Raw genomic sequence first — 17,189 nt, forward strand, 5'->3', positions numbered from 1 at the left:
GTGCGGCGGGGGCCTTCCCCGTAAGGGCGCGCAGCGCCGAGAGGTGGCACGTGAGAACCAGGAACAGAGCAAGGAGGGCGGGGGCCGCCCTGGCGGTCGCCGTGGCCGCCGGCCTCGTCGCCGCCGGCGTCGCGGGCGCCGGTCCCGCGGGAGCCGCTCCCGCGGCCGGGCAGGTGACGCTGGGGCTGGACTACCACTGCACCTTCCCGCTGCTCGGACCCGAGCCCGTGCACGTGGACCTCACCGCGGACGTCCCGTCCTCGGTCGAGGTCGGGCAGCAGCTGAACGGCTTCGTCATCGACTCGGTGTCGACGGTGAACGCCGAGTCCGCCCGCGCCCTCGGCGCGCTGTACTCCGTCACCCTCGAGGGGGACGCGCTCGCCGACGCGACGCTGACCGTCCCCGAGGAGCCGGACGGCCTCCCCGTCCAGGTCGACTCCGCGCTCGACAAGGCCACGCTTCCCGCGTCCGGGGGATTCACCGTGCACGGCAAGGGCACGTCCCCCGACCTGACCTTCACGCAGGCCGGGCCCGGCAAGGTGACCGTCGGGAACCTGGTGCTGACCCTCACCCCGCGCACGGACGACGGCGGCCCCACCGGCCTCGGCACGTTCCAGTCCGAGTGCACCCAGGATCCCGGCCAGAACAACGTCCTCGCGAACTTCCAGATCACGCTTCCGGGCGCGCAGGGGCCGTCCAAGCCGGGAACGCCGGCGGTCACCGCCCACACCTCGACGAGCGTGACGCTCAAATGGGGCGCGTCCACCGACACCGGCGGGACGGTCACCGGCTACGACGTCTACAGCAACGGCGCGGTCGTCGCGAGTTCGACCGGCACCACCGCCACCGTCCCGAACCTGACCCCCAAGACGAGCTACACCTTCACGGTCAAGGCCAAGGACGACAAGGGCAACGTCTCCGTCGCCAGCGACCCCGTCACCGTGACCACTGACGCCGCAGGCCCGTCGAGCCACGCCTACGCGCTCAAGGGCACCACCACGATCAAGGCGTCGAACGGGACCGTTCCGCTGACCGGCTCCCTCAACGCACAGGTCGCGCCGGACACCGGCGCCGTCACCGGCGACCTCGCGCTCGACCCGGCCGACGCGGGCCTCCAGGCGTTCGGGTTCCTGCCGGTGACCGCCCACCTGGCGTTCGCGAACCAGGGCCCCACCACCGGCAACTACGCCAACGGGACGCTCAGCACGGACACCAAGGTGCTCGTGAAGGCGTCCTCGTTCACCGCGTTCGGCATCGTCCCGATCGGCGGCGGCGACCAGTGCCAGACCACCGCCCCGTCCGACCTCAAGCTCACCTCCGCCGGGACGTTCGACCCGGCCAAGGGCGGCGCGCTCAAGGGCGGCTACGACCTCGCGCAACTGACCGGCTGCGGCCCCATCACCGGCCTGCTCAGCCCGCTCCTCGCCGGGACCGGCAACACCGCCGACCTGACGCTCACCCCGAAGTCCGGCAGCTAGGAGGCCAGGAGATGCCGAAGAACATCGCGCTCCCGCGCCGCGGCCGGGCGCTCCTCGCCCCCGCGGCCGCCGCCCTCGCCCTGGTCGTCGCGCTCGGGACGGCATCCGCCGCCCCCGCGAACGCCGCACCCGCCGCGCCCCAGGCCAAGCCCGTAGCGGCCGCGCCGGCGGGGACCGATCCCGGTCCGGCCGGCGACGCGTTCTACACCCCGCCATCGCCGCTGCCCGCGGGCAAGCCCGGCGACGTCATCCGGGCCCGTCCCGCCAAGGCCGGCCCGCCGGCGGCCCGCGCGCTCGCCGACGCGTGGCAGGTCATGTACCTGTCGACCAACGCGCTCGGCAAGCCCGTCGCCGTCACCGGGATGGTGCTGGTGCCGAAGAACGGCGACCCGGCCAAGGCCCCGGTCGTCGGCTTCGGCCCCGGGACGAGCGGCCCCGCGTTCCGCTGCGCGCCGTCCCGGTTCGTCGACCAGGGCGCCTTCTACGAGCAGTCCGCGATCAACGAGATGCTCCAGGCCGGCTACGCCGTCGCCGAGACCGACTACGAGGGGTACCACGAGAACCCCACGACGACGTACGTGGTCAACTCGATGGGCTACGACCTGATCGACGCCGTCCGCGCCGCGCAGCGGCTGCCCGAGGCGGGCCTGTCACCGGACGCGCCGGTCGCGTTCCGCGGCTACTCGCAGGGCGGCGCCGCGGCGATGTGGGCCGGTCAGAAGCAGCCGGGCTACGCGCCGGAACTGAAGCTCACCGGCGTCGTCGGCGGCGGGGTGCCGTCCGACCTCGCCGCGGTGGGCGCCCCGCTGGAGGGCGCGAAGCCGTTCGGCTTCCTCCTCTACTCGATGGTCGGCATGGACAACGCCTACCCGGAGCTGAAGCTCGCCTCGTACGCCAACGACGCCGGCAAGGCGATGCTGGCCGACTTCCAGGACAACGTCTGCACCCTGGAACTCCTGCTCGGCTACCAGGGCAAGACCGTCCCGGACTACTTCACCTCCAGCCCGTACGCGAACGAGGACTGGCTGGCGCGGGTCGCGGAGAACACCCTCGGCGCCGATCCCATCAAGGCCCCGGTGTTCCAGTACCACTCCACCGCCGACGAGATCGTCGCCTTCGGGCAGGCCAAGGAACTGCGCGACAACTACTGCAGGCTCGGTGTCCAGGAGACGTGGAAGACCTGGGACAAGATCAGCCATATCACGCTCGTCTACCGCGGGAACCAGGACGCGATGGCATTTCTCGCCGACCGGTTCGCCGGAAAGCCGGCGACCTCCAACTGCTGACCGCCACCGGGCGGTCCTTCGGGGAATTCATCGGCCGGTCTCAGCTCGGCACCGGCGCAGTCGAGAAGGAGAAGGAAATGGTTCGGCGAATGATCGCCGGAGTGGTGCTGGCCGGGACGGCCGCCTGCTCCGTGGCCGGATGCGGCTCGGACGGCAAGAAGGACCAGGCCGGTCCCGAGGTCGCCTGGGCCGGGAAGGTGTGCACCGCGATGGCCCGCACGAGCGCGCTGTCGGTGCCGAAGCTGAACTCGGCCGACGTGCTCACGGACAAGCGGTCGCTGGCGAAGCTCCTCGACGGCATCGGCAAGCGGATGGGGACGCTGGAGATGAACCTCCAGGGCGTCGGGGCGCCGCCGGTGCCGAACGGCAAGCAGCTGTTCACGACGGCGATGGGCAACCTCACCCGGACCCACTCGTCGGTCAGCACCGCGTCCCGGCGGCTCGAGAAGGCCAAGGTCACCGACAAGAAGTCGCTGCAGGCGGCGGTCAAGCAGGTCGGCACCGTGTTCTCGCAGTACAACACCTACCAGGGGCCGCAGCAGGACTTCCGGAAGGACCCCAAGCTGAACGCGGCCTTCGCCAAGGCCCCCGCCTGCCAGACCACCAAGCCCGGCTGACCGATGCGGGGGCCTCGGAGGTCACTTCGCGCCGGCGGACTTCATGCAGGCCAGGAGCGCGGACTGCATCTTGGTGTCGCCCGGACTCGGCGTCGGCTGCCAATGGCTGACGTCGTCGGGGACCTTGACGCCGTGCGCGCGCATGCAGGCGACGAAGTCGTTGACGACCTTGCTCGGCGCGGCCGAGGGAGCGGCGCCGCCGCCGGACGTGCCGGAGCCGCCGCCGGCGGAACCGCCCCCGCCGGAGCCCCCGGAGCCGCCGGGGCTGGACGGGACGGTGACGCCCGAGCTCGCCTCCGGGCCGGACGCGGACGGGGAGGAGGGCGCGGCGCCCTTGCCGTCGCCACCGCCGCCGCAGGCGGTGAGGGAGAGCGCCGGCGCGAGCAGCAGGACTGCGAGACGACGTCGGTTCACTTCGGTTCCTTCCCGCGGGGTGGGGCCTTGACGATAGCCGGTTCGACGCCGTTCGCGCGCCCCCTCCCGGCGGCCGGGGAACGTGTTGCCCGATGCCAAGGAAATGAAGACGGCCATCGAGAACATGTCAGTTCGGGATAGAAAAGCGCCGGACCCGGGATTTCCGTTCCCCTTGTTCTTGCCAGCCGAATTTACTCGCCAGTAGTTTTCCTGGACCACGCGAACGTGAAAGGAGGCCCGGCCGTGGCGGTACCGGTCATCGAATTCCCGCTGGGCGCGCTGCGCCAGGCAGGGCGGATGTTCGCGCTCGGCGCCACCGTGCTCGGCATGGCGTTCCGCCGGCCGTTCCAGTTCCGCGAGTTCGTCGAGCAGTTCTGGTTCATCGCCAGCGTGACGATCCTGCCGACCGCGCTGGTGTCGATCCCGTTCGGCGCGGTGACCTCGCTGCAGGTCGGCTCGCTCACCCAGCAGTTCGGCGCCCAGTCGTTCACCGGCGCCGCCAGCGTCCTGGTGGTGATCCAGCAGGCCAGCCCGATGATCGTGGCGCTGCTGGTGTCCGGGGTGGCGGGCTCGACGATCTGCGCGGACATCGGCGCCCGCACCATCCGCGAGGAGCTGGACGCGATGGAGGTGCTCGGCGTCTCGCCGATCCAGCGCCTGGTCGTGCCCCGCGTGCTCGCGTGCGTCGCCGTCGCGCTGCTGCTGAACGGCCTCGTCTCGGTCGTCGGCGTCGCGGGCGGCTACTACTTCAACGTCATGATGCAGGGCGGCACGCCCGGCGCCTACGTCGCGAGCTTCTCCGCCCTGGCGCAGCTCCCCGACATCTACGTCGGGGAGGCGAAGGCGCTGCTGTTCGGGTTCGTCGCGGGCGTCGTCGCCGCCTACCGGGGGCTGAACCCCAAGGGCGGGCCGAAGGGCGTCGGCGACGTCGTCAACCAGTCCGTCGTCATCACGTTCCTGCTGCTGTTCCTGATGAACCTCGTGATCACCGGGATCTACCTGCAGGTCGTCCCGCCGAAGGGAGGCTGAGCGATGAGCCTGCTGACGGTGGTCAGAGCCGGCCCCAACCGCTGGTTCGCGTGGCTGGACCAGCCCGGCGACCAGGGCACCTTCTACGTCCGCGCGCTCCTGTGGACGCCGCGCGCCCTGCACCGCTACCGCAAGGAGGTGCAGCGGCTGCTGTCGGAGGTCGCCTTCGGCAGCGGCGGCCTCGGCGTCATCGGCGGGACGATCGGCGTGATGGTCGCGATGACGCTCGCGACCGGCGTCGTCGTCGGCATGCAGGGCTACTCGGCGCTCCAGCAGATCGGCACCTCGGCGTTCACCGGGTTCGCGTCCGCCTACATCAACACCCGGGAGATCGCGCCCGTGGTGTCCGGCCTCGCGCTGTCGGCGACGGTCGGCGCCGGGTTCACCGCGCAGCTCGGCGCGATGCGGATCAGCGACGAGGTCGACGCCCTGGAGGTGATGGGCATCCCCAGCCTGCCGTACCTGGTGACGACCCGGATCATCGCGGGCGCGGTCGCGATCGTCCCGCTGTACGCGATCGGGCTGCTATGCGCCTACCTGGCATCCCGCGAGGTCACGGTGAAGGTGAACGGGCAGTCGGCGGGCACCTACGACCACTACTTCGGGCTGTTCCTGTCGCCGCTGGACGTGGTGCTGTCGTTCCTGAAGGTGCTGGTGTTCAGCGTCCTGGTGATCCTCTCGCACTGCTACTACGGCTACCGCGCGGCCGGCGGTCCCGCGGGGGTGGGGAAGGCCGTCGGCCGCGCGGTCCGCACGTCGATCGTGCTGATCAGCGTGAGCGACTTCTTCTTCAGCCTCGCGGTCTGGGGCACCAACACGACGGTGAAGGTCGCCGGATGAACGCCCGGCGGGAGGCCCGCGGGCGGCGGCGGGCGGGACGCGAGCGGGTCGCCGGGCGGCGGCTGGCAGGCGTGGCGTTCCTGCTGGTCCCGGCGCTGCTGGTCTGGCTGTCGATCGCGGTCTACGACAAGGCGTTCACCAAGGTCAGCTGGGTGACGCTGCGGACCGCGAGCGCGGGCAGCGAGATGCATCCGCACGCGGACGTGAAGCTGCGCGGCGTCGTGGTCGGCGAGGTGCGGACGGTGTCGTCCGACGGCGGCGTCGCGACGCTGAAGCTGGCGATCCAGCCCGACAAGGTGAAGCTGCTGCCCCGCAACGTCACGGCGCAGCTGCTCCCGACGACGCTGTTCGGGCAGCGGTTCGTCGCGCTGATCCCGCCGCCGCAGCCCAGCGCGGCGCGGCTGACGGCGGGCAGCACCATCAGCCAGGACCGCTCGTCCAACGCGATCGAGCTGCAGCGGGTGATGGACAACCTGTACCCGCTGCTCACCGCCGTGCAGCCGGCGCGGCTGTCGGCGACGCTGACCGCGGTGTCGCAGGCGCTGAGCGGCCGCGGCGAGCAGCTCGGCGACACCCTCGTCCAGCTGGACGCCTACCTCAAGAAGATCAACCCGAGCCTGCCCGCGCTGAACCGCGACATCCGGGCGCTCGTCGCGGTCAGCAACGACTACGCCGAGGCGACGCCCGACATCCTCCAGGCGCTCAACGACTTCAGCTACACGACGCGCTCGATCGTCCAGCAGCGCGACGACCTGAGCCGGCTGTACCAGACCGTCACCGGCGCCTCGCAGGACATGTCGGACTTCCTGCACGAGAACTCGGCCAACTTCATCGCGCTCGCCGCCGACAGCCGCGCCTCGCTCCAGGTGCTGCAGAAGTACTCGCCCGAGCTGCCCTGCACGCTGCGGATGCTGAACGACTTCATCCCGCTGATGGACAGGGTGCTCGGCAAGGGGACGAAGCGTCCGGGCCTGCACGTGGACGTCACGACCGTCCAGAACAAGGGCCGCTACGTCCCCGGCAAGGACGCGCCCCGCTACACCGACAGGAGCGGCCCGCACTGCTACCCGGCCGGCGCCGCCGCCGTGAAGTCGGCGCCGCCGAACGCGGCCACGCCGGTCGCCGTGGCGCCCGGGGCGCTCGGCCTGCCGAACTCCCCGGAGGAGAACCGGCTGGTCAACGAGCTGCTCGCGCCCGGCCTCCAGGAAGTGCCCGAAGACCTGCCCGACTGGAGCAGCGTCCTGCTCGGCCCCGTCTACCGCGGCACGGAGGTGAGGATCAGGTGAACCGGAGGGGGCTGCTCGGGCCGCTGGTGAAGTCGCTGGCGTTCGTCGTGGTGACGGTCGTCGCGACGGCGATGCTGGCGCTCAGCATCACGCGGACCGGCGGCGGCGACACCGTCACCTACAAGGCGCGGTTCACCGACGCGTCCGGGCTGCGCGACGGCGACAGCGTGCGGATAGCGGGCGTCGAGGTCGGGCGGGTCGGCGCGATCAGGGTCGCCGGCCGCCGGCAGGCGCTGGTGACGTTCGGAGTCGGGCGCGGGCACCGGCTGCCCGCCGCGGCCACCGCGACGATCAAGTACCTGAACCTGATCGGGCAGCGGTACGTCGAGATCGGCCGCGGGACGGGCGGCACCGGCACGCTGCGGCCGGGCGCGACGATCCCGGTCGAGCGGACGGCCCCGGCGCTGAACCTGACGCAGCTGTTCAACGGGTTCCAGCCGCTCTTCCAGGCACTGTCGCCCAAGGACGTCAACCAGCTCGCCGGGTCGATCGTGCAGGTGCTGCAGGGCGAGGGCGGGACGGTCGAGGGCCTGCTGTCCACGGTCGGGTCGCTGACCAGCAGCATCGCGGACAAGGACCAGGTCATCGGTCAGGTGATCGACAACCTCAACGCCGTCCTCGACACCATCAACGGGCGCGGCGACAACCTGTCGAGCCTGATCACGACGCTGCGGCGGCTCGTGTCGGGGCTCGCCGGCGACCGGACGTCCATCGGGAACGCGATCAGCGCGCTGGACGACCTCGCCGGCGCCACCACCGACCTCCTCCAGGAGGGCCGCGCCCCGCTCAAGCAGGACATCGCGCAGCTCGGGCGGCTGTCCACCAACCTCGACGACGACTCCCCGACGATCGAGCGGTTCCTGCGGACGCTGCCGGTGAAGATGGCGGCGATCGGCCGGATCGGCTCGTACGGGTCGTGGATGAACTTCTACATGTGCGAGGCGTCCGTGACCGGGGTGACCTACAAGCAGTACCCGGGCGAGACCCACCCGGCGCCGACCGGCGTGCACTCGGACGCGGCGAGGTGCGGATCATGAGGCGGCCGCGGCTGAAGCCCGTCCGGGAGCGCAACCCGGTGCTCGTCGCGATCGTGTCGATCGCGCTGCTGGTCGCCGCCGGGCTCGCGGCGTTCAACGCCAAGGACCTGCCGCTGGTCGGCGGCGGCACCACCTACCGGGCCGACTTCACCGAGGCGGCCGGGCTGCGGTCCGGCAACGAGGTGCGGGTCGCCGGCGTGAAGGTCGGCGAGGTCACCGGCGTCCGGCTGGACGGCGCGAAGGTGGCGGTGACGTTCCGGGTGAAGCGGACCTGGGTCGGCGACGCCAGCACCGTCGCCATCGCCATCAAGACGCTGCTCGGCGACAAGTACCTCGCCGTCGACCCGCTCGGCCCGCGCCGGCAGGATCCGGGCGACACCATCCCGCTCACCCGGACGACCTCGCCCTACGACGTGACGCAGGCGTTCCAGGACCTCGCCACGACGACCGGCCAGCTCGACTCGGTGAAGCTCGCGCAGAGCCTCGACGCGATCTCCGGCGCGTTCGCGCACACCGCGCCCAGCGTCCGGCAGGCGCTGACCGGCGTGTCCGCGCTGTCGAGGACGATCTCGTCGCGCGACTCGCAGCTGTCCCGGCTGCTGGCCAACACCCGGCAGATCACGGGGACGGTCTCCGGCCAGACCCAGGACGTCCAGGCGCTGCTGCGCGACGGCAACCTGCTGCTGAACGAGATCGGCCGGCGCCGCGAGGCGATCCACGGGCTCCTCGTCGGGACGCAGTCGCTGTCGCAGCAGATCAGCGGGCTCGTCGACGACAACCAGAAGCAGCTCGACCCGACGCTGCGCGCGCTCGGCCGCGTCACCGACCTCCTCCAGCGCAACCAGGACAATCTGGACCGCGCCCTGAAGACCGCCGGCCCGTACACGCGGCTGCTCGGCAACACGATGGGCAACGGCCGCTGGATGGACGGGTACCTGTGCGGGCTCGTCCCGAAGGAGTACGCGCCCAAGACCACACCGGACAAGGGCTGCATGCCGCCCGGGAAGGGCGGGCACTGATGCTGCGCAAACTGGCCGGTCCGGCGTCGCTGGTGGCCACCGGGCTCGTCGTCATCGTCGCGGCCGTCGTCGCGTTCGTCGTGCTGCGCCCGCAGGAGGGGACCCGGGTCACCGTCTACTTCCACGACGCCGTCGGCGTCTACAAGGGCTCGGACGTGCGGGTCCTCGGCGTGAAGGTCGGCACGGTGAACTCCGTCCGGGCGGCGGGCACGAAGGTCAGGGCGGTGGTCACGGTCGACCACGGGGTGGACGTCCCCGCGGACGCGAAGGCCGTCGCGATCGCGCCGAGCCTGGTCGCCGACCGGTACGTCCAGCTCACGCCCGCCTACACCGGCGGCCCGAAGCTGGCGGCCGGCGCGACGATCCCGGTCGAGCGGACCGCGACGCCGGTCGAGCTCGATCAGATCTACGACAGCATCCGCAAGCTGTCGGACCAGCTCGGCCCGAACGGCGTGAACAAGGACGGCGCGCTCTCCCGCGTCCTCGGCACCGGCGCCGAGAACCTCCAGGGCAACGGCCAGGACATCCGCACCACGACCGAGCGGATGGCGCAGGCCGCCAAGACCCTGTCCGGCTCGCAGAAGGACCTGTTCGCCACGATCTCCAACCTGTCGGCGTTCACCTCGATGCTGAAGACCAACGACGGGCAGGTCCGGCAGGCCGAGCAGCAGCTCGCGGACGTGTCCGGGTTCCTCGCCGACGACCGGCGGGAGCTGGACGCGGCGCTGCGGACGCTGGCCGCCGCGCTCGCCAAGGTCAAGACGTTCATCCACGACAACCGCGAGCAGATCCGAACGAACGTGGCGAAGCTCTCGAAGATCACGCAGCTGCTCGTCGACCAGCGCCGGTCGCTGGCCGAGGCGCTGGACGTCCAGCCGCTCAACGTCACCAACGTCCTCAACGCCTACGACCCGAAGACCCGGACGCTCATGGGCCGGGGCGACCTCAACGAGATGAGCCCGCCGCTGCCCGCGGCCGGCCGGGCCGCGCCGGCCGCCGGCGCGGGGAAGGGGGCGCCATGAGCCGCGCGGACCTCCGGCGCGTCCGGAACGCGGCGCTGGCCGCATCGCTCGCCGCGGCGACGCTCGGCGGCTGCGGCCTGGGCGGCTTCTCCGGCGTCCAGGACCTGCCGCTGCCCGGCGGCGCCGACCTCGGCGACCACCCGTACACGGTGAAGGCGCAGTTCGCGAACGTGCTGAACCTCGTCCCGCAGTCGGCGGTGAAGGTCAACGACGTCGCGGTCGGGCGGGTGGTGAAGGTCTCGCTGCCGGACGGCGGCTGGACCGCCGAGGTCACCATGAAGATCAACGGTGCCGTCCGGCTGCCCGCCGGCGCCTACGCGCAGCTGGCGCAGTCCAGCCTGCTGGGCGAGAAGTTCGTCCAGCTCAGCGCCGCACCGCAGGACACCGGGCTCCCGGGGGGCGCCGCCGCGCCGGGCGGCGCCGCACCGGGCGGGCCCGCGCCGTCCGCGAGCACGGGAAGGCTCGCGGACGGCGCGGTGATCCCGGTGTCGCGCACCAACCGCAACCCGGAGGTCGAGGAGGTGTTCGGCGCGCTGTCCATGCTGCTCAACGGCGGCGGGATCGCGCAGCTGCGCACCATCACCACCGAGATGAACAAGGCCCTGGACGGCAACGAGCCGCAGATCCGCTCGCTGCTGGAGCAGGCGAGGCGGCTCGTCGGCGACCTCGACGCCAACCGGCAGGGCATCACCGACGCGCTGGACGGCGTCAACCGGCTGTCGGCGACCCTGCGCGCCCGCCAGGGCCAGATCGGCGTCGCTCTGGACGACATCGAACCCGGACTGAAGGTGCTGGAGGAGCAGCGCGGCGCGCTCGTCCGGATGCTGGACTCGCTGAACGAACTGTCGGGCGTCGCCGTCACCACCGTCCGGCGGAGCCAGGACGACCTCGTCGCGGACCTGAAGGCGCTGGAACCGACGCTGCGCAAGCTGTCGGACGCCGGGCACGACCTGCCGAACGCGCTGCAGGTGCTGCTCACCTACCCGTTCACCGACGCGGTGCTGCCCGCGGTCAAGGGCGACTACCTGAACGTGTACCTCCAGGTCACCGCGCAGCCGGGGACCCAGATCGTCCCGCCGATCGCGCCGCTGCCGGCGGCCGGCGACGGGAAAGCAGGCGACGGGAAACCGGGCGGCGGCGGCTCGACGGGCGGCGGTTCGACGGGGCAGGGAGGCTGACGGATGCTGACCATCGGCACCAGGATCAAGAACCTCGTGTTCCTGATCGTCGGCGCGCTCGCGATGGGCTACGTCGGCCTGAACTACGCCGACCTCGGCGGGCACGTCGGGCTGAAGGACTACTACGTCGTCAGGGTCGACCTGCCCGAGGCGGGCGGCCTGGCGAAGAACGCCGACGTCACCTACCGGGGCACGTCGGTCGGGCGCGTCGGCGGCCTGGACCTCACCGGCGACGGCGTCGTCGCCGACCTGCGGATCCGCAAGTCCGCGCCGAGGGTGCCCCGCGACACCCAGGCCGTCGTGGCGAACCGGTCGGCGATCGGCGAGCAGTTCATCGACCTGCGGCCCCGCACCGACGCGGGCCCCTACCTCGCCGCCGGCTCGGTCATCCCGCGCTCCTCGGCCACCACGCCCGCGCCCGTCACCGACCTGCTGACCAGCGTGAACAACCTCGCGGCGTCCGTCCCGACCGGCTCGCTGCGCACGGTCGTCGCCGAGCTCGGCACGGCGTTCGCCGGCGAGGGCCCGAACCTGCAGGCCCTGCTCGACAACACCCACACCCTCACCGAGGCCGCCGACCGCAACATCGAGCCGACGCGCTCGCTCATCGGCGACAGCCAGACCGTCCTGGAGACCCAGGACCAGGAATCGGGCGCCCTGAAGGCGTTCGGGCGCAACGCCCGGCTGCTGTCGCAGCAGCTGCGCGCGTCCGACCCCGCGTTCCGCAGGCTGGTGACGACCGCGCCGGGCGCGGCCGGCGAGCTGCAGGGCCTCGTCCGCGACCTCGACCCGTCGATGAGCGTCCTCGTCGCGAACCTGCTGACGACCTCCCGCGTCCTCCAGCCCCGGACGGACGGCCTGGAGCAGCTCCTCGCCAAGCTCCCCGACGCCGTGTCCATGGGCCTGACCGTCGCGCGCGACGGACGCCTCAGCTTCGGCATGGTCAACACCTTCTTCGACCCGCTGCCCTGCACGTCCGGATACGGCGGGACGAAGTACCGCAACGGCCTCGACACGTCCGCCGGGCCCGCGCTCAACACCGCGGCCCGCTGCACGGCGCCCGCGTCCAGCGGCGTCAACGTGCGCGGCGCGGCGAACGCGCCGCACCGGCCCGTCCCGGCGGCGGCGCACCCCGGCTCCGTCCTCGGCGGCGCGACGGCGTCGGCCGCCGCGAACCCCGCCCTGCCCGGCGCCCTGGCCCTGCCGGGCGTGGCGCCCGGGCCGTCGGGGATGGGCGCGCTGCTCGGCCTCCAGGGAGGGCACTGATGGCCACCACCGTGAAGGCCGAGGCCCCGCCGCGGCCCCGCCCGAAACGGCGGCCGCTGCTCGCCGGGTGGGGCCTGATCGGGTGGGCCGCGATCCTGGCCGCCGCGGCCTTCCTCGGCTGGACCGCCTGGACGCTCTTCCCCGGCTCCCCCGACCGCGAGAGCGGACCCGAACGCGAACGCGGCACCGTCCTGCGCAGCAGCGAGCGGGAGATCGCCGCGCTCAACACCCTGGACCGCGCCGACCCGTCCACCGGGCTCCGGGCCTGGCTCGACGCCACCACCGGCCCCCTGCACGACCAGCTCCAGCGCGACGAACCGCGGAACCGCGCCGCGATCGGCGCGTCCCGGACCAGCGCGTCCGCGACCGTCACCGGCGCCGCCGTCACCTCCCTCGACACCGCCGCCGGCAAGGCCCAGGTCATCGCGTCGGTGCGGATCGAGCTGACCCCGCAGGACGGTGCGCCCACGCAGCAGCGCAAGCGGTTCGAGGCCGGCGTCGTGCGGACCGCGTCCGGCTGGAAGCTCGAATCGCTCACCTCGATCCCGGCCGGTGCACGATGAACCGCCTGCTCGCCCTGTACAAACCGCTCGGGATCGCGCTCGGGCTCGTCCTCATCGCGCTGCTGCTGCACCCGATCGCCGGACGGTTCCGCGACGACGGCACCCCGCACGACCGGGCCGTCCTCGACGGCGTCGCCACCACCGACGTCACCGGCGACGTGTCCACCGCGCTCGGCCGCATCTTCAGCTACACGCCCGCCGACGTGGACACCGCGCGGCGCGCCGCGTCGGAGGTGCTCACCGGCTCCGCCGCGGCCCAGTACGAGAAGATCTACGGCCAGGTGCGGCGGCAGGCGCCCGCGCAGCGCGTCACGCTGACCACCCGCGTCGTCCGCGCCGGCGTGGTCTCCCTGACCGGCGACACCGCCCGGCTGCTGGTGTTCCTCGACCAGACCGCGACCCGCGCCGGCAAGCCCGACGGCACCCCCGCCGCCGCCCAGCTCACCGTCACCGCGCACCGCGACGGCGGCCGCTGGCGCATCACCGAGCTGAAGTCCGCCTGACCGGGAGGCCCGACATGCCCGAAACGGACGCGCTCCAGGGAGCCGACACCGTGCGGCGGACGGCCGCCTGCCTCGCCGTCCTCGCCGCGCTGTTCGCCGCCTGGGCCGGCTGGACCTGGTACTCCGCCGCCCACAACGGCGCCTACGCCTACTCCCGCACCCGCGACGACGTCCTGCAGAGCGCCGAGCAGGGCGTCCAGAACCTCAACACCCTCGACTACCGCGCCGTCGACGCCGGAATCCGCACCTGGCTGGACTCCACCACCGGCGACCTGCACCAGCAGATCGCCCAGGGCCGCGCCGCCTTCACCGACCAGGTCCGCAAGGCCCGCACCGTCACCACGGCCCGCATCCTGGACGCCGCCGTCTCCGAACTCGACGAGCGGTCCGGCAAGGCGAGCGTGCTGGTGGCCGTCGAGACCACCGTCACCCCGCCGGGCGGCGCCCCCGTCACCAAGCAGAACCGCCTGGCGGGCCGGCTCGCCCGCACCGCCGACGGCTGGCGGCTCAGCGACCTCGGCCAGGCCCCGACGGGCACGACGTGAGAGGACGGCCCGCCATGGCCGCGCAGACCACCCGCATCGCCGCCGGCGCCGCCCGCTGGAAGGCCGCCGCCGCATCGGCCGCCGCCTCGCCCGTCGCGCTCGGCCTGCTCGCCGTGCTACTCGCCGCGTCCGGGATCTGGATGCACCAGCGGGCCCGCGACGTCCGCGCCGACCCCGCGGTCCGCAACACCGCCCTCACCGACAGCGCCGCCACCAGCGAGGTCAAGGGCGCCGTCGCCGCGATGGTCGGCACGCTGTTCTCCTACAACTACACCGACCCCGGCCGCACCGACGCCGCCGCCCGCACCGACCTCGCCGGCGACGCCGTCCGCCGGTACGCGGCGCTGATGGGCAGGGTCCGCACCGACGCGCCGCGGCAGAAGACCGTCCTGAGCACCAGGGTCACCGACAGCGCCGTCATCACCCTCCACGACGGCCGCGCCCGCCTCCTCGTCTACGCCGACCAGCAGACGACCCGCACCGGCGACGGCAAGAGCACGACGTCGCCCGCCATGCTCGCCGTCACCGTCGTCCGCAATTCCGGCCACTGGCGAATCACGGCAATTAACACGTTCCAGCCCTGAAAGAACGCCCCCGCGCGATGGCCCCGCCGCGAATTCCTGCTTATGGTCGGTGCGGCACGCAGTCGCGCGAGGAGGAGGCCAGGCGGGGATGAGCAGCGAATGGACGACGGCCGGCATGGACGTCTCGCGTCCGAGCCCGGCGCGCATCTATGACTGGTTACTCGGCGGCAAGGACAATTTCGCGTCCGACCGGGAGGCGGGGACCAGGCTGCTGGAGGCGCAGCCGCTCGCGGGGATGATGGCCCGCGCGAACCGGGGCTTCCTGGAGCGCGGCGTCCGGGCGCTCGCCGGCGCGGGCGTCCGCCGGTTCCTGGACCTCGGCACGGGCTTGCCGACCTCCCCGAACGTCCATGAGATCGCCCTGGCGGCCGACCCGGACGCCCAGGTGGTCTACGTCGACAACGACCCGGTCGTGGCCGCCCACAACGATGCTCTGCGCGCCAAGCCGGCCGGGGTCGCCGCGATCCGGGCCGACATGCGGGACGCCGACGCGGTGCTGGCCCGTCCCGAGGTCGCCGCGCTGTTCGGCCCCGGCGAGCCGGTCGCCGTGCTCATGCTGGCGGTCCTGCACTTCATCCCGGACGAGGACGACCCCCACGCGGTGGTGGCCGCCTACCGCGACCGGCTGCCCTCCGGCGGCCACCTGGCCGTCTCGACGCCGAGCACCGACGGCTACACCGACGCCGAGCTCGCCGAGATCACCAGCCCGTACGGCAACGCCACCGCCGGCGTCACCATCCGGACCCGGGAGGCCATCGAGGCGTTCTTCGGCGGGTGGCCGCTGCTGCCGCCGGGCCTCGTCGAGGCGTCCCGGTGGCGCACCGGCGGCCCCGAACTGCGCGGCAAGATGCTGGCCGGCATCGCCCGCAAACCCTGATCCGCGCCGCGCGCCGACGCGATGGTCCGCCGGAGGCGGAGACCCCCGCCGTTTCCGTCGGATTTCCGAAATGGCGAAAGGCAAATGCCGGGCGGCCCGCGGTTTTGTCAGTCGACTCCAGGAAAGGACGCTGAACGGTTTATTTCAGCGACAATCGGAATCGGGTCCCCATCCGGGATCCTGGGGAGCGCCGGAGACCGGCGGACCTGGGACAGGGGGAGCGACGCGTGGTGCGAACAGGGTTGGACGTACGGGCCTTCGAGGCCGTCCCGGCATGGGTGGCGCGGCGGCTGCGGCCGCACGTGGACCGGGCGGCCGACGAGGTGCTGAACGAGCTGCGGCGCGGCGATCCGCCGATCGGCGAGGAGGAGGCCCGCCGGGCGCGCGCCGGGATCGCCGCCGCGATCCGGCACTTCTGCGACCTCGTCGAGGACCCCGGCGCCGGCTGGGAGCGGGTGGCGGCGTTCTACCTGCGGGTCGGGCGGCACCAGGCGCGCGACGGCCGCGACCCGGTGGAGACCCAGCAGGCGCTGCGGCGCTCCGCGCTGGCCGCGTGGCGGACGCTCGCGGCCGTGCCCGGCGGGCTCGACCTCGACCTCGGCGCGCTCGGCCTCGTCGTGGACGCCCAGTTCTGCTACATGGACGCGGTGTCGGAGGTGATCGCCGCCGGGTACGCCGCGGAGGTCGCCGCGCGGGCGGACCGGGCCGACGACCTCGCCGCGCAGCGCCGCCGGGCCCGGCTGCTGCACCTGCTGCTCGCCGACCCGCCCGCTGACGCCGCGCGGGTCGCGGCGCTGGCGGCGGAGGCCCGCTGGCCGCTGCCGCGGACGGTGGCCGTCGCGGTGGCGCGGCGGCGCCGCGAGAACGCCGGCCGGGCGCCCGCCGCGGCCGCCGCCGGCCTGCTGTGCGACTTCGGGGCGCCCGAGCCGTGCCTGCTCGTCCCGGACCCGGACGGGCCCGCCCGGCCCGCGCTGCCGGACGCGCTGCTGCACGACTGGGCGGTCGCGATCGGCCCGGCGGTGCCGCTCGCGCGGGCGGCCGACTCGCTGCGCTGGGCGCGCGAGACGCTGTCGCTGGCGGTGCGCGGGGTGATCCCGGACGGCGGGCTGATCCGCAGCGCCGAGCACGTCCCGGCGCTGGTGATCTCCCGGGCCGGGGAGCTGATCGACGACGCCGCGGCGACCCGGCTGGCGCCGCTCAGCGCCGTCCCGCCGGCCCGCCGGGAGCGGCTCGCCGAGACGCTGCTGGCGCTGCTGGAGCACAACTTCAACGCCGCCGACGCGAGCCGCCGGCTGCGCGTGCACCCGCAGACCGTCCGGTACCGGCTGCGCCACCTCCAGGACCTCTTCGGGGACGACCTGCGCGACCCGCGGCGCTGCCTGGAGATGGAGCTGATCCTGCACGCCCGCCTCGCCGGCCGCACCGCACCGCGCTGAACCCCGCCGCGCCGCGCTGAGCCGCACCGCGCCGCGCTGGGAGCCGTGCCGCGCCCTGCTCGGCGGCGTCGAACCCCCCGATGCGACGCCGGATCCGGCCCGGTGCGCGTTTTTGTCAATCCGGTGACAACCGGGCCGCCGAATCGTTGCACCGCGTGCATGGTGCGCGACGGAGCGCGGCGCCATAGTCGGGGACCCCATGCTCGGCC

18 protein-coding genes are annotated in these 17,189 nt (G+C 73.2%); 17 read left to right on the top strand and 1 reads right to left on the bottom strand.

Annotation, left to right across the window (positions count from 1 at the left end; all coding sequences use genetic code 11):
- The first annotated feature begins 50 nt into the window (after positions 1-50).
- The 3 genes from QP089_RS29600 to QP089_RS29610 all read left to right on the top strand — a co-directional run bounded on the left by QP089_RS29600 (position 51) and on the right by QP089_RS29610 (position 3,381).
- A complete protein-coding gene (locus tag QP089_RS29600; RefSeq protein WP_285915858.1) occupies positions 51-1,478 on the top strand; it encodes a fibronectin type III domain-containing protein in 1,428 nt (475 codons plus the stop codon).
- Between the two features lie 11 nt (positions 1,479-1,489).
- A complete protein-coding gene (locus tag QP089_RS29605; protein WP_285915859.1) occupies positions 1,490-2,764 on the top strand; it encodes a lipase family protein in 1,275 nt (424 codons plus the stop codon).
- A 77-nt stretch (positions 2,765-2,841) separates the two neighbouring features.
- On the top strand, positions 2,842-3,381 hold the full coding sequence (locus tag QP089_RS29610; RefSeq protein WP_285915861.1) for a hypothetical protein: 540 nt from the start codon (positions 2,842-2,844) through the stop codon (positions 3,379-3,381).
- A 21-nt stretch (positions 3,382-3,402) separates the two neighbouring features.
- On the opposite strand, the gene QP089_RS29615 is transcribed toward QP089_RS29610, so the two are convergent.
- Positions 3,403-3,795 (bottom strand): hypothetical protein, encoded by a 393-nt coding sequence (locus tag QP089_RS29615; RefSeq protein WP_285915862.1) that lies wholly within the window; start codon positions 3,793-3,795, stop codon positions 3,403-3,405.
- 243 nt (positions 3,796-4,038) lie between these two features.
- Here QP089_RS29615 and QP089_RS29620 point away from each other — a divergent pair, with 243 nt between their 5' ends.
- The 14 genes from QP089_RS29620 (at position 4,039) to QP089_RS29685 (ending at position 16,980) form a co-directional block, all read left to right on the top strand.
- On the top strand, positions 4,039-4,824 hold the full coding sequence (locus QP089_RS29620; RefSeq protein ID WP_446474096.1) for an MlaE family ABC transporter permease: 786 nt from the start codon (positions 4,039-4,041) through the stop codon (positions 4,822-4,824).
- A gap of 3 nt (positions 4,825-4,827) precedes the next feature.
- Positions 4,828-5,664 carry an MlaE family ABC transporter permease gene (locus tag QP089_RS29625; protein ID WP_285915863.1) on the top strand — a complete coding sequence of 279 codons (837 nt, stop codon included), beginning with the start codon at positions 4,828-4,830 and terminating at the stop codon, positions 5,662-5,664.
- On the top strand, positions 5,661-6,950 hold the full coding sequence (locus tag QP089_RS29630; RefSeq protein ID WP_285915864.1) for an MCE family protein: 1,290 nt from the start codon (positions 5,661-5,663) through the stop codon (positions 6,948-6,950). Before QP089_RS29625 ends, QP089_RS29630 begins: the two co-directional genes overlap by 4 nt.
- On the top strand, positions 6,947-7,987 hold the full coding sequence (locus tag QP089_RS29635; protein WP_285915865.1) for an MCE family protein: 1,041 nt from the start codon (positions 6,947-6,949) through the stop codon (positions 7,985-7,987). Before QP089_RS29630 ends, QP089_RS29635 begins: the two co-directional genes overlap by 4 nt.
- On the top strand, positions 7,984-9,006 hold the full coding sequence (locus QP089_RS29640) for an MCE family protein (protein WP_285915866.1): 1,023 nt from the start codon (positions 7,984-7,986) through the stop codon (positions 9,004-9,006). The genes QP089_RS29635 and QP089_RS29640 overlap by 4 nt, the downstream gene beginning before the upstream one ends.
- Complete coding sequence (locus tag QP089_RS29645; RefSeq protein ID WP_285915868.1) at positions 9,006-10,028, top strand: MCE family protein; 1,023 nt, start codon at positions 9,006-9,008, stop codon at positions 10,026-10,028. Before QP089_RS29640 ends, QP089_RS29645 begins: the two co-directional genes overlap by 1 nt.
- Positions 10,025-11,206, top strand: a complete 1,182-nt coding sequence (locus QP089_RS29650; RefSeq protein WP_285915869.1) for an MlaD family protein — start codon at positions 10,025-10,027, stop codon at positions 11,204-11,206. The genes QP089_RS29645 and QP089_RS29650 overlap by 4 nt, the downstream gene beginning before the upstream one ends.
- A gap of 3 nt (positions 11,207-11,209) precedes the next feature.
- Positions 11,210-12,472, top strand: a complete 1,263-nt coding sequence (locus QP089_RS29655; RefSeq protein ID WP_285915871.1) for an MCE family protein — start codon at positions 11,210-11,212, stop codon at positions 12,470-12,472.
- Positions 12,472-13,035, top strand: a complete 564-nt coding sequence (locus tag QP089_RS29660; RefSeq protein WP_285915872.1) for a hypothetical protein — start codon at positions 12,472-12,474, stop codon at positions 13,033-13,035. The genes QP089_RS29655 and QP089_RS29660 overlap by 1 nt, the downstream gene beginning before the upstream one ends.
- Positions 13,032-13,538 carry a hypothetical protein gene (locus tag QP089_RS29665; protein WP_285915874.1) on the top strand — a complete coding sequence of 169 codons (507 nt, stop codon included), beginning with the start codon at positions 13,032-13,034 and terminating at the stop codon, positions 13,536-13,538. The genes QP089_RS29660 and QP089_RS29665 overlap by 4 nt, the downstream gene beginning before the upstream one ends.
- A 14-nt stretch (positions 13,539-13,552) precedes the next feature.
- Positions 13,553-14,083 carry an Rv1363c family protein gene (locus tag QP089_RS29670; RefSeq protein WP_285915876.1) on the top strand — a complete coding sequence of 177 codons (531 nt, stop codon included), beginning with the start codon at positions 13,553-13,555 and terminating at the stop codon, positions 14,081-14,083.
- 14 nt (positions 14,084-14,097) lie between these two features.
- A complete protein-coding gene (locus tag QP089_RS29675) occupies positions 14,098-14,667 on the top strand; it encodes a hypothetical protein (protein WP_285915878.1) in 570 nt (189 codons plus the stop codon).
- 88 nt (positions 14,668-14,755) lie between these two features.
- The gene (locus QP089_RS29680) at positions 14,756-15,544 is read left to right on the top strand and encodes an SAM-dependent methyltransferase (protein WP_285915880.1); all 789 of its coding nucleotides are present in this window, start codon (positions 14,756-14,758) and stop codon (positions 15,542-15,544) included.
- A gap of 230 nt (positions 15,545-15,774) precedes the next feature.
- Positions 15,775-16,980 carry a PucR-like N-terminal domain-containing protein gene (locus tag QP089_RS29685; protein ID WP_285915882.1) on the top strand — a complete coding sequence of 402 codons (1,206 nt, stop codon included), beginning with the start codon at positions 15,775-15,777 and terminating at the stop codon, positions 16,978-16,980.
- Positions 16,981-17,189: the final 209 nt, after the last annotated feature.

The organism is Actinomadura opuntiae, assembly GCF_030283205.1.
GTDB lineage: Bacteria > Actinomycetota > Actinomycetes > Streptosporangiales > Streptosporangiaceae > Spirillospora.